At 46.7% G+C, this 15,546-nt stretch carries 15 protein-coding genes, 4 tRNA genes and 1 pseudogene; 9 read left to right on the forward strand and 11 right to left on the reverse strand.

The window, feature by feature from the left end; translation table 11 throughout:
• Positions 1-122: 122 nt before the first annotated feature.
• The 8 genes from C4S60_RS22700 to lolB all read right to left on the reverse strand — a co-directional run bounded on the left by C4S60_RS22700 (position 123) and on the right by lolB (position 5,024).
• Positions 123-197: transfer RNA gene (locus C4S60_RS22700), tRNA-Gln, on the reverse strand.
• A gap of 35 nt (positions 198-232) precedes the next feature.
• Positions 233-317: transfer RNA gene (locus tag C4S60_RS22705), tRNA-Leu, on the reverse strand.
• A gap of 40 nt (positions 318-357) precedes the next feature.
• A tRNA-Met gene (locus C4S60_RS22710) sits at positions 358-434 on the reverse strand.
• A 293-nt stretch (positions 435-727) separates the two neighbouring features.
• Entirely contained in the window at positions 728-1,819 is a 1,092-nt protein-coding gene (ychF, locus tag C4S60_RS22715; RefSeq protein WP_103882730.1) for a redox-regulated ATPase YchF, read from the reverse strand.
• 11 nt (positions 1,820-1,830) lie between these two features.
• Complete coding sequence (gene pth / locus C4S60_RS22720; RefSeq protein WP_103882732.1) at positions 1,831-2,421, reverse strand: aminoacyl-tRNA hydrolase; 591 nt, start codon at positions 2,419-2,421, stop codon at positions 1,831-1,833.
• Positions 2,422-2,541: 120 nt separating this feature from the next.
• Positions 2,542-3,492 carry a ribose-phosphate pyrophosphokinase gene (locus tag C4S60_RS22725; protein WP_103882734.1) on the reverse strand — a complete coding sequence of 317 codons (951 nt, stop codon included), beginning with the start codon at positions 3,490-3,492 and terminating at the stop codon, positions 2,542-2,544.
• Positions 3,493-3,519: 27 nt separating this feature from the next.
• Positions 3,520-4,392, reverse strand: coding sequence for a 4-(cytidine 5'-diphospho)-2-C-methyl-D-erythritol kinase (gene ispE / locus C4S60_RS22730; protein ID WP_103882757.1), 873 nt, complete (start codon positions 4,390-4,392; stop codon positions 3,520-3,522).
• 11 nt (positions 4,393-4,403) lie between these two features.
• Complete coding sequence (lolB, locus tag C4S60_RS22735; protein WP_103882736.1) at positions 4,404-5,024, reverse strand: lipoprotein insertase outer membrane protein LolB; 621 nt, start codon at positions 5,022-5,024, stop codon at positions 4,404-4,406.
• A gap of 171 nt (positions 5,025-5,195) precedes the next feature.
• On the opposite strand from lolB, the gene hemA reads away from it, so the two are divergent.
• The 8 genes from hemA to ybaK all read left to right on the forward strand — a co-directional run bounded on the left by hemA (position 5,196) and on the right by ybaK (position 13,154).
• A complete protein-coding gene (gene hemA / locus C4S60_RS22740; RefSeq protein WP_103882737.1) occupies positions 5,196-6,455 on the forward strand; it encodes a glutamyl-tRNA reductase in 1,260 nt (419 codons plus the stop codon).
• Between the two features lie 27 nt (positions 6,456-6,482).
• Positions 6,483-7,571 (forward strand): peptide chain release factor 1, encoded by a 1,089-nt coding sequence (gene prfA / locus C4S60_RS22745; RefSeq protein WP_103882739.1) that lies wholly within the window; start codon positions 6,483-6,485, stop codon positions 7,569-7,571.
• A 3-nt stretch (positions 7,572-7,574) separates the two neighbouring features.
• Entirely contained in the window at positions 7,575-8,429 is an 855-nt protein-coding gene (gene prmC, locus C4S60_RS22750; RefSeq protein ID WP_103882741.1) for a peptide chain release factor N(5)-glutamine methyltransferase, read from the forward strand.
• Positions 8,430-8,458: 29 nt separating this feature from the next.
• Positions 8,459-8,842: a SirB2 family protein gene (locus tag C4S60_RS22755; protein WP_103882743.1), complete on the forward strand. Its 384-nt coding sequence runs from the start codon at positions 8,459-8,461 to the stop codon at positions 8,840-8,842.
• A gap of 3 nt (positions 8,843-8,845) precedes the next feature.
• The gene (locus C4S60_RS22760; protein WP_103882745.1) at positions 8,846-9,655 is read left to right on the forward strand and encodes a SirB1 family protein; all 810 of its coding nucleotides are present in this window, start codon (positions 8,846-8,848) and stop codon (positions 9,653-9,655) included.
• Between the two features lie 15 nt (positions 9,656-9,670).
• Complete coding sequence (gene kdsA, locus C4S60_RS22765; RefSeq protein ID WP_103882747.1) at positions 9,671-10,522, forward strand: 3-deoxy-8-phosphooctulonate synthase; 852 nt, start codon at positions 9,671-9,673, stop codon at positions 10,520-10,522.
• Between the two features lie 388 nt (positions 10,523-10,910).
• A complete protein-coding gene (gene ushA / locus C4S60_RS22770; protein ID WP_103882749.1) occupies positions 10,911-12,575 on the forward strand; it encodes a bifunctional UDP-sugar hydrolase/5'-nucleotidase UshA in 1,665 nt (554 codons plus the stop codon).
• A 102-nt stretch (positions 12,576-12,677) separates the two neighbouring features.
• Positions 12,678-13,154 carry a Cys-tRNA(Pro) deacylase gene (gene ybaK / locus C4S60_RS22775; protein ID WP_103882751.1) on the forward strand — a complete coding sequence of 159 codons (477 nt, stop codon included), beginning with the start codon at positions 12,678-12,680 and terminating at the stop codon, positions 13,152-13,154.
• A gap of 256 nt (positions 13,155-13,410) precedes the next feature.
• On the opposite strand, the pseudogene rluF reads toward ybaK, so the two are convergent.
• From rluF to C4S60_RS22790, 3 genes and pseudogenes are all read right to left on the reverse strand, one after another.
• Positions 13,411-14,202: pseudogene (gene rluF / locus C4S60_RS22780) on the reverse strand (23S rRNA pseudouridine(2604) synthase RluF); the annotation flags it as partial.
• 73 nt (positions 14,203-14,275) lie between these two features.
• On the reverse strand, positions 14,276-14,857 hold the full coding sequence (gene smrA / locus C4S60_RS22785; RefSeq protein WP_103882759.1) for a DNA endonuclease SmrA: 582 nt from the start codon (positions 14,855-14,857) through the stop codon (positions 14,276-14,278).
• 139 nt (positions 14,858-14,996) lie between these two features.
• Positions 14,997-15,137, reverse strand: a complete 141-nt coding sequence (locus C4S60_RS22790) for a DUF3149 domain-containing protein (RefSeq protein ID WP_103882755.1) — start codon at positions 15,135-15,137, stop codon at positions 14,997-14,999.
• 256 nt (positions 15,138-15,393) lie between these two features.
• On the opposite strand from C4S60_RS22790, the gene C4S60_RS22795 reads away from it, so the two are divergent.
• Positions 15,394-15,470, forward strand: a tRNA-Pro gene (locus tag C4S60_RS22795).
• The last annotated feature ends 76 nt before the right edge of the window (positions 15,471-15,546 follow it).

Consider the following 15,546-nt stretch of genomic DNA (forward strand, 5'->3'; position numbering starts at 1 on the left):
ATCATTATGAGTGATGTGCTCTAACCAGCTGAGCTACGTAGCCACTCTTGAGAGCGAGAGAATATAATACAAACTCGTCTCTTGTGCCAACGTTTTTTTTCAAAAACTTGCCACTTTAAAAGTGGCAGGGCTACCTGGATTCGAACCAGGGAATGGCGGCATCAAAAGCCGCTGCCTTACCGCTTGGCGATAGCCCTGCAGAAAACAACGAGTAAACGTTATTTCTAAAAGATGGTGCGGAAGGAGAGACTTGAACTCTCACACCTTGCGGCGCCAGAACCTAAATCTGGTGCGTCTACCAATTCCGCCACTTCCGCATTATTTCCTAACTACTCTGAAATAAGAGTGTTTAGGAAATGGTGGCTACGACGGGATTCGAACCTGTGACCCCATCATTATGAGTGATGTGCTCTAACCAGCTGAGCTACGTAGCCATTTCCATATTGTTGATTCTCTTTGAAAGTTGCCTTATCGCTGAGAACGGGGCGCATTATGCGGAGTTGAGTTTGATGCGTCAACTTTTTTTGCGAAGAAATTTGCGAAAAAGTGCCGTTCGGGTTTTTTTTAATCAAACCGCTCTGTTTATGATCTAAATCTGCTAATGAATTGACAACTTTAATGGGTTTGTTTCGGATAGCAAATGGATGATAGAGAGCTCTCGCAGACCTTGAAAAATAACAAAAGCCAGCAGGTGCTGGCTTTTTAATCGTTTTAGGTGCTCGATAGCTTATACGTTAAAGCGGAAATGAATAACATCACCATCTTTAACAATGTATTCTTTACCTTCTAGACGCCATTTACCCGCATCTTTTGCACCAGATTCACCGTTGTACTGGATGAAGTCGTCATAACCAACAACTTCTGCACGGATGAAACCTTTTTCAAAGTCTGTGTGGATTTTGCCTGCCGCTTGAGGTGCTGTTGCACCGACTGGGATAGTCCATGCGCGAACTTCTTTTACACCTGCCGTGAAGTAGGTTTGAAGAGTCAGTAGTTCGTAACCAGAGCGGATCACTCGGTTAAGACCAGGCTCTTCAATGCCCATGTCTGCCAGAAACTCTTCACGATCTTCATCATCTAGCTCAGAAAGCTCAGATTCGATAGACGCACAAACCGCAACAACAACATTGTTTTCTTTTTCTGCATACTCACGTACTGCATCTAGATATGGGTTGTCTTCAAAACCATCTTCATTAACGTTCGCGATGTACATGGTTGGCTTGAGCGTCAGGAAGTTTAAGTAGCCGATGGCTGCGAGTTCTTCTTTTGCTAGATCAACTGTACGAGCCATACCACCTTCAGTTAGAACTGGAAGCAGTTTTTCAAGTACGGTTAGCTCAAATTTAGCGTCTTTGTCGCCGCCTTTTGCTTTCTTGGCGTTACGCTGGATTGCACGCTCACAAGAATCAAGGTCAGCAAGCGCTAGCTCAAGGTTGATGACTTCGATGTCTTCGATAGGAGAAACTTTACCAGCAACGTGTACGATGTTTTCGTTCTCAAAACAGCGAACAACGTGACCGATCGCGTCAGTTTCGCGGATGTTAGCGAGGAATTTGTTACCAAGACCTTCACCTTTAGAAGCACCGGCAACAAGACCCGCGATATCTACAAACTCCATCGTAGTTGGAAGAATTTTCTGCGGATTAACAATTTTTGCCAGCGCGTCTAGGCGTAGATCTGGCACAGGTACGACGCCTGTGTTTGGTTCGATAGTACAGAACGGGAAGTTTGCTGCTTCGATACCAGCTTTAGTCAGTGCGTTAAACAGAGTTGACTTACCAACGTTTGGTAGACCAACGATGCCACATTTAAAACCCATGATTGTAAACCTTATTCAGCTTTGAAGGTGTGTAAGCGATTTTGTGCTTTTGTCAGGCCATCTTTTAATAAGATGTCGAGACTACGGACCGATTCATCCACGACAGCGTCAAGACACTCTTGTTCTTTTGCCGGCGCTTTACCGAGTACATAACCTGACACTTTGTCTTTGTGTCCTGGATGGCCGATGCCAATCCTCAGACGATAGAATTCTTTATTGTTGCCCAGCTTGCTAATGGTATCTTTCAGACCATTATGACCGCCATGACCACCGCCTTTCTTAAACTTGGCGACACCCGGAGGCAAGTCTAGCTCATCGTGAGCCACCATGATTTCCTCGGGCTTGATCTGGTAGAACTTTGCCAGTGCCGCGATGGCTTTACCTGACAGGTTCATGAAGGTCGTTGGAATTAACAGTCTTAAGTCACTGCCGTTCACCAGGATTCGTCCTGTGAGACCGAAGAACTTGGCTTCATTCTTTAGCGTAACATTGTGAATACGAGCGAGTTCCTCGACAACCCATGCTCCTGCATTGTGGCGCGTTCGCGCATATTCAGGTCCAGGGTTAGCAAGGCCTACAAGCAATTTTATTTGCTGAGTCAACGTTAAGATCTCTCTTGAATCTCAAAAGCGCGGTATGATAGCACACTAAGTTGGCACAAAAAAATGTGAATACAAAAAAACCACTTCGAAGGGAAGTGGTTTTTTAGTTCTAGACGAAGATTACTTTGAAGTAAACATCGCAGAGATTGACTCTTCGTTGCTGATGCGACGGATTGCTTCAGCAAGCATGCTAGATAGAGTTAGCTGAGTAACTTTACCTGTAGCTGCCATCTCTTTAGATAGCGTGATTGAGTCAGTCACGATAACTTGGTCTAGAACGGAGCTCTTAATGTTCTTCGCTGCGTTACCAGAGAATACCGCGTGAGTTGCGTAAGCGAATACACGTTTAGCACCGCGCTCTTTCAGCGCTTCTGCCGCTTTACATAGCGTACCGCCTGTATCGATCATGTCATCAACGATCACACAGTCGCGACCTTCAACATCACCGATTAGGTTCATAACTTCAGATACGTTAGCACGTGGACGACGCTTGTCGACGATTGCGATATCGATATCACCTAGTGCTTTAGCGGTAGCACGAGCACGAACAACACCGCCTAGGTCAGGAGAAACAACCACTGGATCTTCAAGACCACGCTCAGCCATGTCTTCAAGAAGCACTGGAGTACCGAAGATGTTATCTACAGGTACATCGAAGAAGCCTTGAATCTGCTCTGCGTGTAGGTCGATAGTAAGTACGCGGTCAACACCAACGTTAGAAAGGAAGTCTGCAACAACTTTTGCAGTAATTGGCACACGGGCAGAACGTACACGACGGTCTTGGCGAGCATAACCAAAGTAAGGAATAACAGCAGTAATACGGCCTGCTGAAGCGCGGCGCATTGCATCAATCATTACCACTAACTCCATCAGGTTGTCGTTAGTTGGCGCACAAGTTGACTGAATGATGAATACATCACTACCACGAACGTTTTCATTGATTTGAACAGCGACTTCGCCGTCAGAGAAACGGTCAACAGTAGCATCTCCAAGAGAGATGTATAGACGGTCAGCAATACGTTGGGCTAGTTCAGGTGTTGCGTTACCAGCAAATAGCTTCATATCAGGCACGGTGGAAACCTCAGGGTTGCGTCCAGTTTAAACAGATTGTAAAAGGGCTAATTCATAGTTAGCCAAGGTCTCTAATAAAGGGGAGCGGTTGCATCCTTTCGCTATAAAAGCGGAGACATTGTCAGGTAGCATATCAAGGACTTTTTCTGCACTTTCCTTGCTGTTAAACACGGAAAAGACACAAGATCCGGTCCCCGTCAATCTTGACGGCGCGTATTGTAGCAGCCATGAAAGTTGCTTATCAACCTCTGGATACAGCATTCGGACAATTTTTTCGCAATCGTTTACGTAAGGGGTGTCCAAAAGCGTTGATAATGCTCGCTTTGGCGTGTTTCTGGTTAGTTCAGGATGTGTGAATATATCGACCGTCGCAATGCTGACTTGGGGCTTTATCACTAAATACCATTGTTCTTTTGGCATCGCAGGGGACAATTTTTCACCAACCCCTTCCGCAAAAGCGGCAAATCCGCGTACAAAAACTGGAACATCCGCGCCGAGCGCCAAACCTATTTCGGCCAGTTCATCCGTGGTCAGTTTGGTTTGCCAGAGAAAATTCAGTGCCACAAGTGCGGTGGCAGCATTGGATGAACCTCCGCCAATTCCACCGCCCATAGGCAAAATCTTGTCTAGGTTGATATGGGCACCGAAGGAGCAGCGAGTTTTTGTTTGCAAGGCAGTCGCGGCCTTCCAAATCAGATTATCTTCGGTTTTGACCCCTTCAATATCAGGTGAGAGGGTGATGTTTCCACTGTTATTGGCGGTGATTTCTAGCTCATCACAAAGGTCAATAAACTGAAATAGGGTCTGCAGCTCATGGTAACCATTGGCCTGTCGGCCGGTGATATAAAGAAATAAGTTCAGCTTTGCCGGGCTGGGCCATATTGTTGATTCTGCGATCATTGCTTTTGGTGTCACTGTTTTAGAGTCCATTTAGAAACGACAAGGTTCAGTTTGGTGTCCGCTTGGCGTAATTGCATTCGGGTTGGCATTGGAAGTGAGTAGGTATGGTCGTCGACAGGGAAGCTTCGATATTCGTTATAGTCCAGTTCCCAATGTTTGTTAGCGAGTTGCTTTTGCAAACTGCCGACAGTGTTGAACTCATTCAGCTGATATTGGTCGGCAGACGCTGGCAATCCAATCAACCAGTCACTGAGTTGCTCAATAGGTATGTCTAAGCCAGTCAATTGATAAATCAGCGCGTTGACATTTTTTCCCGACAGCTTTTGTCCGTCATAGGTTTCAATAAAAGAGCCATTGGGTGTCGAGGTTAGGTTGAATACAGTTTGACCCAAAAAAGTGGTGAGGCGGACCTGAGTTAAGTTGGCCGAGTAGGTCCAGTGTACATTGAGGGATTGACGCTGTTCAGGTGATATGTAACCCAACTTACCGTTGGCGGTGTATTGGGTCAAAGCCTTCAATTGCGAACGGTGAGCCTGCCACTCTACGCTTTCTGGTTCGGGGGGTAAGGTACTGCAGCCGAGCACAAACATTGCGGTTAATAGGTAAAAGAGGCGACGATGTAGTTTGTACATAGAAAATAACTTTTGTGATGGATTATTGTTCAAATTCAATACATTTTCGAAAGACTATAGCATCAATCCCACAAACTCAGGAAAACAATTGGTAAGAGTCTTTCAATAAATGGTGCCATCAAGTAAAATTCTGACCTATTTGTCAAACCTGTATCAGAGAATTCGCGTTACATGTCTTTGCTTGCTATTGGTATTAACCACAATACAGCGTCAGTCGATCTGAGAGAGAAAGTGGCGTTTCCGCCAGAAAAACTCGATAGAGCACTGAATGAGCTAAAAGAGAATACCAATGTTAATGGCTCAGTCATTTTGTCAACGTGCAACCGAACCGAAATCTATTGTGATACCGGGGAAGCCAACAAATCGCAATTGATTGACTGGCTGATTCGCTTTCACGATGTTTCGGCAGAAGAACTTAAACCTTCGCTGTATGTTTATGAAGACCAGGCGGCCATCAAGCATTTGATGCGCGTATCTTGCGGTCTGGACTCCTTAGTACTGGGCGAGCCGCAGATTCTGGGACAGGTTAAGCAAGCTTACGGTGATGCGAGGGAGCACCAATCGGTAGAAGGTGGCATCGAGAAACTGTTTCAAAAAACGTTTTCAGTGGCGAAAAGAGTGCGTACTGAGACCGAAATTGGTGGCAGCGCGGTCTCTGTGGCTTATGCTGCCTGTACCTTGGCAAGACAGATCTTTGAATCTATCGCGGACTCTACCGTGTTACTGGTCGGGGCAGGAGAAACCATTGAGCTTGTCGCCAAGCACCTGGAAGGCCACGGTTGCCAGAAGATGATTGTAGCTAACCGAACCAAGGAGCGTGCTGAAGTGCTTGCTTCTGAGTTCGGCGCTGAAGTGATTGCCTTGAATGAAATACCGGATGTGTTGCCAAGAGCGGACATTGTCATTAGCTCAACAGCAAGCCCACTGCCTATTATCGGTAAAGGTATGGTGGAAACCGCCATCAAACAGCGCCGCTACCAGCCAATGCTATTGATCGATATTGCCGTCCCCCGTGATATTGAATCGCAAGTGGGTGAATTAAGCGATGCCTATCTGTATACCGTTGATGATCTGCAATCAATCGTCGATAGCAATATGGAGCAGCGCAAGGTGGAAGCCATTCAGGCCGAAGCGATTGTGAGTGAAGAAAGCGCTCAATTCATGACCTGGATGCGCTCGTTGCAGGCGGTAGACAGTATTCGAGAATTCCGTAAAGAAGCAAACGACGTAAGACAAGATATACTTTCAAAAAGCTTACAAGCTCTAGCTGCCGGGGGAGACCCAGAGAAACTGCTGCTTGAGCTGAGTAATAAATTAACAAACAAGCTTATTCATGCGCCGACAAAAGCGCTACAAGATGCCGCTGAGCAGGGCGATCCTGCTAAGCTCATGGTCATCAGACAAAGTTTGGGCTTAGACCAGACTAAATAAGCCACACCCTGAGATAAGACTGCAATTATGAAAGCCTCCATTTTAGTTAAATTGGAAACTCTGGTTGAACGTTACGAAGAAGTTCAACACCTGCTTGGTGATCCTGATGTGATCGGTGATCAAGACAAGTTCCGTGCTCTGTCAAAAGAGTACTCTCAGCTTGAAGAAGTGACCAAGTGTTTCCAAGCCTACCAACAAGCTCAGGAAGATCTTGAAGCCGCTGAAGAGATGGCGAAGGAAGACGATGAAGAAATGCGCGAAATGGCGCAGGAAGAAATCAAAGACGCGAAAGCTGCGATTGAACGTCTGACCGACGAACTGCAAATCCTGCTGCTGCCGAAAGATCCAAATGATGAACGCAATTGCTTCCTGGAAATCCGTGCTGGCGCGGGTGGCGACGAAGCGGGTATCTTCGCGGGCAACCTATTCCGTATGTACTCTAAGTTTGCAGAGAAAAAAGGTTGGCGTATTGAGGTGATGAGCTGCAATGAGTCAGAGCAGGGCGGTTATAAAGAGATGATCGCTAAAGTTTCTGGTGACGCAGTTTACGGCACAATGAAGTTTGAATCTGGTGGTCACCGTGTACAGCGTGTTCCAGAGACAGAATCGCAAGGTCGTGTTCACACCTCTGCTTGTACTGTAGCGGTAATGCCTGAGATCCCAGAAGCGGATCTGCCAGAAATCAAAGCGGCGGACCTTAAGATTGATACCTTCCGTGCATCAGGCGCGGGTGGTCAGCACGTTAACACCACTGACTCAGCTATTCGTATTACCCACTTACCAACAGGTACAGTGGTTGAGTGTCAGGATGAGCGTTCACAGCATAAGAACAAAGCCAAAGCGATGGCGGTTCTAGCGGCGCGTATCGTTCAAGCAGAAGAAGCTCGCCGCGCGGCAGAGGTTTCTGATGCTCGTCGTAACCTACTGGGTTCGGGTGACCGTAGTGACCGTATTCGTACTTATAACTACCCACAAGGCCGTGTGTCTGATCACCGCATCAACCTGACGCTTTATCGTTTAAATGAAGTGATGGAAGGTGATATGGCAAGCCTTATCGACCCAGTGCTTCAAGAGCACCAAGCCGATCAGCTGGCTGCGCTGGCAGAGAACAACTAATTCATGTCTTTAGATATGTCGATAGAAGCGGTGCTCAAACGGGCATCGCTTGTTCTTTCTGAGGCGGGCAGTGATTCGCCAGCCCTTGATGCTGCAGTGTTGCTGTGCCATGTTCTGGATAAGCCACGCAGTTACCTGCTGACCTGGCCAGAGAAGTGCCTGACCGAGACTGAATCCAGCGCATTTGATGCCTTGATGACCCGACGCGTAGCAGGTGAACCGGTCGCTTACATCATGGGTGAACGGGAGTTCTGGTCACTGCCGCTTAACGTGGCACCGAGCACTCTTATCCCGAGACCCGACACCGAACGTCTGGTGGAACTGGCGCTAGAGAGAGCGCAACGTCTGGACGGAGAAATCCTCGATTTAGGTACCGGCACCGGGGCAATTGCGCTTGCGCTAGCGTCTGAATTGCCGCATCGTGCGGTAACCGGTGTCGATTATCAGCAAGAGGCGGTGGCACTGGCTCAGGGCAATGCAGCTAAGCTTCACATCAACAATGCTAAGTTTTGCCAGGGAAGTTGGTTTGAGCCCATTGAGGGCGGACACACATTTGCAATCATTGTCTCTAACCCTCCTTATATTGACGAAAATGATCCTCATCTCGTTCAGGGTGATGTGAGATTTGAACCCTCGACGGCGTTGATTGCTCAAGAGAACGGTCTGGCTGATATTAAGACCATCACCGCCCAAGCGCCCGAATATCTGTTAGAAGGCGGGTGGCTGCTGTTTGAACATGGGTTTGAACAGGGAGCGGCGGTACGAGGTATTTTGCTTGAGAACGGCTTCAGCGATGTAGTCACTGAACAGGACTATGCAGGCAACGATAGAGTGACACTCGGAAAGTGGCACTCGTAAACCAATAAGAGAAATAGAGAGAAGTAGCTATGTATGAAGGATTAAAGCATTTTCACATGATGACAATCGCCATTTCTGTGGTTTTGCTTTCAGTACGTTTTGGACTGATTGTGGCTAACTCCGCGAAGGTGAATCACCCATTTTTGAAGCGCTTTCCTCATATCAATGACTCATTGTTGTTGCTATCAGGCTTTGGCTTGATCGCGATCACCGGTTTTATTCCGTTCACGGACGCAGCGCCGTGGATGACAGAAAAAGTGACCTGCATTATGGCTTATTTTGCTCTGGCCTTTTTCACGATTAAGCTAGCAAAGAACAATTTATTAAGAACATGCGCATTTTTGGGTGCGCTGGGATGGCTGATGATGGCAGGCAAAATCGCTATGCTTAAGACGCCGTTCCTGATGGGGTAGGCAATGATTGAACTGTTTGACGAAGATTTTGATGCGATCGAGTTGGTTGAAGGTGCACTGATCTTAAACAAAGCGGTGGATCCTGATACCCAACAAAATTGGGCGGAAGCAGAGCTGGCACGTCTGGCAAAAGAGGCGGAACAGTCACTGTTTCATGAACGTGATGACAAGCAGCGTTTGGACTCGCTACTTCGTTTGTTTTACACCGAGTGGCAATTCTGTGGAGACCATGACGCTTACTTCTCTTCGGAGAATGCGTTCATCGACAAAGTACTGGAAAGACGTAAAGGCATTCCGGTCAGTTTGGGAGCGATTCTGCTTTATTTGGGGCGAAAACTCGGAATGCCCCTTGAGGCGGTGACCTTCCCAACCCAGTTTCTGGTCAAGGTTAACTGGCCTGGCGAAGCGCCAGTCTATATCAATCCTTATGATGGCGAGTATGTTAGTAAGAAGCGCCTTCATGCCTGGTTAATTGGCAATGATGGTCCTTTGGTTAAACTTGAAGCCAAGCACCTGGCCACTTCCGATAATCCAACGGTAATTGGTCGTTGGTTGGCGTTATTGAAAAGTGCCTTGTTACGCGAAGAAAAGTACACATTAGCACTACGTTGTACTGACCTTGCACTGACTTTTGTTCCGGACGACCCGTATGAAATCCGCGATCGCGGCTATATTTATCAGCAGTTGGATTGTCATCAAATAGCGGCAACAGACTTTCAATATTTCATTGAACAGTGCCCCGATGACCCTGCTATAGAATTGTTGAAAACGCAGGTATCAGCGATTAATCGCTCACCTGTCACGCTTCACTAAAATTGAGATTACAACATGGAAATGAAAACAGTACACGTGGGTGATATCCCAGTAGCCAACGACAAGCCTTTTACTCTTTTTGCGGGAATGAATGTGCTGGAATCGCGTGATTTGGCGATGCAGATCTGTGAACACTACGTGATGGTGACAGAAAAACTGGGTATTCCGTATGTGTTTAAAGCATCGTTTGATAAGGCTAACCGCAGCTCCGTGCACTCTTACCGTGGGCCTGGTCTGGAAGAAGGTATGAAGATCTTCCAGGAGCTGAAAGATACCTTTGGTGTGAAGATCATTACTGATGTTCACACTGAAGAGCAGGCACAGCCAGTGGCTGATGTTGTCGATGTCATTCAGTTACCAGCATTTTTGGCACGTCAAACGGATCTTGTGGAAGCTATGGCGAAGACAAACGCTGTGATCAATGTAAAGAAACCTCAGTTCATGAGCCCTGGACAAGTCGGGAACATTGTCGACAAGTTTGCTGAGTGTGGTAACGACAAGATCATTCTATGCGAGCGTGGTTCATGCCATGGTTACGATAACTTGGTTGTGGATATGCTTGGTTTCGGCGTGATGAAGAAAGCGTCTAATGGCAGTCCAATCATCTTTGACGTGACCCATTCGCTACAGATGCGCGATCCTTCGGGGGCAGCTTCAGGCGGTCGTCGTGAGCAAACGGTCGAGCTTGCTAAAGCAGGCCTGGCTACTGGGATTGCAGGCTTGTTTATTGAAGCTCACCCAAACCCAGACAAAGCGTTATGTGACGGTCCATCGGCTCTGCCATTAGATAAGTTAGAACCGTTCCTGGCACAAATGAAGGCGTTGGATGATTTGATTAAAGGGTTTGAGCACATCGACATTAAATAGTCGTATTGCTTACAGCTCGGTTATGTATAAAAAGCCAGTCCGTTTAGGGCTGGCTTTTTTTATGTTTACTAAATATGTTGAGCAATCGTTTTTACGCAGAATTACAACTATGTAACGAGTGAATCCCTCGCTATCCCCCGGTCATTTCATTAACCTTATTTTGAATCAGATATTTATCCTGATGATTTTATAGTCACAAGCAATGCAACTTGTGACATAGACTACAAAAAAGTGAAATGAGAATGTTATGTTTGTAGTGTTAATTTAAACTATCGCATATTTTGCCGATGTTTCTCTTTACGTCTATTCGATTCCTATCGGCAATCAGTGCGAGCGTTTACTAAAATGCTCTAGGCAGTGGATCCCCCCAAAGTTCAAAGGTATGACAATGAAAAAAAGCCTTATGTTTAAATCCGTACTAAGTGCGGCCATCATCGCGTCACTAGCAGGATGCGCAACTCAACCTGAGCAAGAATGGAATGCTGATGAAACTTATAAGCTAACTATTCTGCATACCAACGACCACCACGGTCGCTTCTGGCAAAACAAATACGGCGAGTATGGCATGGCGGCGCGTAAGACGTTGATCGATGACATTCGCACTCAAGTAGAAGCTGAAGGCGGTAGCGTACTTCTTTTGTCTGGTGGTGATATCAACACAGGTGTTCCGGAGTCCGATCTTCAGGATGCAGAGCCAGACTTCAAAGGTATGAGCATGATTGGCTACGATGCTATGGCTTTGGGTAACCACGAGTTCGACAACCCACTAGAAGTTCTGTTTAAGCAGAAAGAGTGGGCAAACTTCCCTATGCTTTCGGCGAACATCTACGATAAGAAGACTGGTGAACGTCTGTTTGACGCATACCACATTTTCAAAAAGCAAGGCATCAAAATTGCTGTTATCGGTCTGACAACGGAAGATACTTCTAAGATTGGCAACCCAGAATATATCGGTGACATCGAGTTTCGTGATCCTAAGGTAGAAGCGAAAAAACTGATCGCAGAACTAAAAGAGACTGAAAAACCAGATCTTATCTTCGCGGTGACGCATATGGGTCACTATGAAGATGGCAAGCGCGGCGTTAACGCACCGGGCGATGTCGCGTTAGCGCGTTACCTGAATGAAGGTGACCTAGATATGATCGTTGGTGGTCACTCACAAGAGCCTGTCTGTATGGAAGGCCCTAATGTTGTGAAGAAAAACTTCAAACCAAGTGATGAGTGTAAACCAGATGTTCAAAATGGGACCTGGATTGTTCAGGCTTACGAGTGGGGCAAATACGTGGGTCGAGCGGACTATGAGTTCACAAATGGTGAACTCAACATGGTCAGTTATGACCTGATCCCTGTAAACCTGAAGAAGAAAATCAAAGTTGATGGGAAAAGTCAGCGCGTACTGGTTGAAGACGAAATCAAACCGAATGCAGAAATGCTGGCATTCCTGACGCCATTCCAGGAAAAAGGTCAGGAGCAGCTTGGTGCCAAAATCGCGAACACCAATGGTAAGCTTGAAGGTGACCGTAACGTGGTTCGCTTTAGCCAGACTAACCTGGGCCGTTTAATTGGTACAGCGCACATGGAGCGCGCGAAAGCCGACTTTGCGGTAATGAACTCAGGTGGTGTACGTGACTCTATTGCAGAAGGTGATGTGACATACAAAGACGTATTGATTGTTCAGCCATTCGGCAACATCATCACTTATACCGACATGACAGGTGCAGAAGTACTTGATTACCTCAATGTGGTCGCAACCAAACCAGTAGACTCAGGTGCGTACGCTCAGTTTGCAGGCATTTCAATGACTGTAGGTAAGGAATCGGTGTCTGACGTTAAGATCAACGGCAAAGCTCTGGATCCAAAAGCAACGTATCGCTTTACGGTACCAAGCTTCAACGCGGCTGGTGGTGACGGGTATCCGAAACTAACAGGTCACCCTGGTCACGTGAATACGGGTTTTGTTGACGCAGAAGTACTGAAAGAGTACCTGGAAGCGAACAGCCCTATCGATGTGAACCAATACCTGCCTAAAGGTGAGATGGTTTATAAGAACTAGACTTTAAACAAGTTTTAGTCGATATAATAGAGCGGTGCCAACAGGCACCGCTTTTTCTTTGCTGAAAAAGCGCAGGACGGCAATGTTTCGCGGAGTAATAGAATGACACCGGCAATCAATCTCGCCAAAAAGAAGAAAATCACACACACCGTTCATCAATACGATCATGATCCAAGACATGATAGTTACGGCCTGGAAGCGGTGGAAGCGCTGGGACAAGATCCCGACTCAGTCTTTAAAACCCTGCTGTTCGCCATCAATGGTGAACCGAAAAATCTCGCAGTTGCGGTTATTCCAGTGGAAGAAAAGCTCAATCTCAAGCTAGCTGCAAAAGCAGCAGGGGGCAAAAAGGCTGAAATGGCAGACAAAGAGATCGCGCAAAAGACCACGGGCTATGTACTGGGTGGGATCAGTCCATTGGGGCAAAAGAAGGCGCTGCCAACTTTTATCCATACTTCGGCGCAGTACAGGGAGACAATGTGCGTGAGTGCAGGAAAACGTGGGCTGGAAATTGAGTTAGCGCCAGCCGATCTGGCGACACTAACTCGTGCAAAGTTTGTTAACCTTTGTGAGGCTTAAACCGTTACTTTTTCAACGACAAGGTGCCACCTACGCGTGGCTTAGACTGGGTTGGTTTGGAAGAAGTTGGCTTACCCGGTTTGCGCTGTCCTGACTTATTACCATGATTGGCGCGGCCAGCGCTCTGACCTTTACCACTGTGCGGCTTATCGGAATCAGACTTGCGGCGTTTGCTCTGGTTTGGTCCGCGACGAAACTCATCTGCACCGTGTCCAGAGAAGGTCTTCATCTTCTCTTTTTTTGCTTCTCGACGGGCATCATGCAGTTTTGCATCGGTCGCTTTTGTAATATGGCGCCCTTTGGCGTCTTTGCGAGAGGCTTCTTCAGTACTGACAGAACCTTCACACAGACGGTGAATTTCCGCGACTTCTTCTTCACTCAAATAGCGCCACTTGCCATTTGGAATACCGTCCAGAGAGACATTCATAATGCGTACGCGACGCAGTTTGAGAACATCGTAACCTAACGCTTCACACATACGACGGATCTGACGGTTTAGCCCTTGAGTCAGTGTAATGCGAAAAGAAAACTTGGTCTCTTGTGTTACCTGACAGGGTAGCGTGACGGTATCGAGAATGGCGACGCCGGAGGACATCTTTTTCAAAAAATCTTTGGTGACAGGCTTATCGACACGAACCACGTACTCTTTTTCGTGGTTGTTACCTGCACGAAGGATTTTGTTGACGATATCCCCATCGTTTGTCAGAAAAATCAATCCGTCAGACGGCTTATCCAGACGACCAATCGGGAAAATGCGTTTGTGGTGACCAACAAAGTCAACGATGTTACCTGGTACGTCACGTTCTGTGGTACAGGTAATACCGGTGGGTTTGTTTAAAGCAATATAGATTGGCTTCTCTTTGCTGCGTACTGGCTTACCATCAATTTCAACATTATCGCCAGGAAGAACTTTGGTGCCCATTTCTGGCACTTTTCCGTTGATGGTCACGCGCTGTTGCTCGATCAGCCTGTCGGCTTCACGGCGTGAACAAAACCCCGTTTCGCTAATGTACTTGTTGAGACGTTTTCCGTCGGCAGTGTTCTGCATGCGAAGTATTCACTCTATATTTAGGTCTGATTTTAAGGTCGCGTATTTTATACCCAACAGCGAACTAAGTCACTTAACTCATGCGTTTTTGATGTCGTTCTCGGTTTTCGAGCTTCTTTTCCTGGCTTTTTCTTAACATGACATAGACGGCCCCACTACCTCCGTGGAAGCGTTGTGCGCTGTGCACACACTGTACATCCTTAATTTGTGTCAGCCAGTGAGCCAGAAAACTCTTCATAAATGCTGGTGGGTTAGAGCTTTCACCACGGCCGTGTACAATGATCACGGTGCGAATATCCATGCGCATGCACTGCTGCAGAAATTTTACGACTTCGTCACGAGCTTCTTTCAGGGTTTTTCTATGCAAATCGAGTTTCGCTTGAAGTGGGTATTTGCCTAACCTCAGTTTGCGGTAGACGCCATCCTGCACGCCGTCACGCTTGAACTCAATGATATCGTCGGGTTTGACCATTGGCGCATAATCAATGGACAGATATTCCGGATCTTGCTCCGACAACCACAGTGCCGCCTCTCGCTTCGCTAATTGTGCATCTGAGACCTGGTGGGACTTTTTCAGTTCGACGGTATCGTTTTGAAGAGGCTTTACATCGCCCATCATTTGTTGAAATAGGTTTAGTTCATCGTCTTGAGACATGACTGCATCTCGAATAAGCCAATTTGCTTTCGAGTATATACGAAGTTTACGTGAAGGTGAGAGCATAAAAAACCGGAGTGAACAGGCGATCCACCCCGGTGCATAGCGGTTTTCTATTCAAAATAGAAGCTAAGCGATTCTAGTGAGGAGATTTGTCATTCATTACTTTGTAAATGAAGAAACCACCGTAAAACAGCATTAAGCCAATTGCTCCAAAGATAACGATCATTGAAGAGAGGCCGACTGGATTACCAAATAGGAGATCAAGCCAAAAGTCCATGTTTCCTCCAAAGTATTAATGACAGGGGTAACGTTAACTTTTGGTGTTAAATTGCACACTGATCTGGATCAATTGTTCTTGGTGTGTTAATAACCTGTATGTCACTGTGTGTATTTGGTCACGTTTTTCGTGCTTCTGGTTATATGCTGAGCAAACAGACTTAATAAATAAAAAAGTTGCTATAAAAGCCTTGCTTCAACAAAATTAATCAGTAATATACGCATCCGTTGCTGAGCAAGACTCATGACAACAATCTCGGTGAATAGCGCAGCTTGGTAGCGCATCTGGTTTGGGACCAGAGGGTCGGGGGTTCGAATCCCTCTTCACCGACCACTTTCAAAAAAGCCTCGCTCTTGTAGCGGGGCTTTTTGCATTCGGACGGGAAGACATTTGGCATGAGTGGGATGCG

It is taken from the genome of Vibrio hangzhouensis, assembly GCF_900107935.1.
In the GTDB taxonomy this organism is placed as follows: domain Bacteria; phylum Pseudomonadota; class Gammaproteobacteria; order Enterobacterales; family Vibrionaceae; genus Vibrio; species Vibrio hangzhouensis.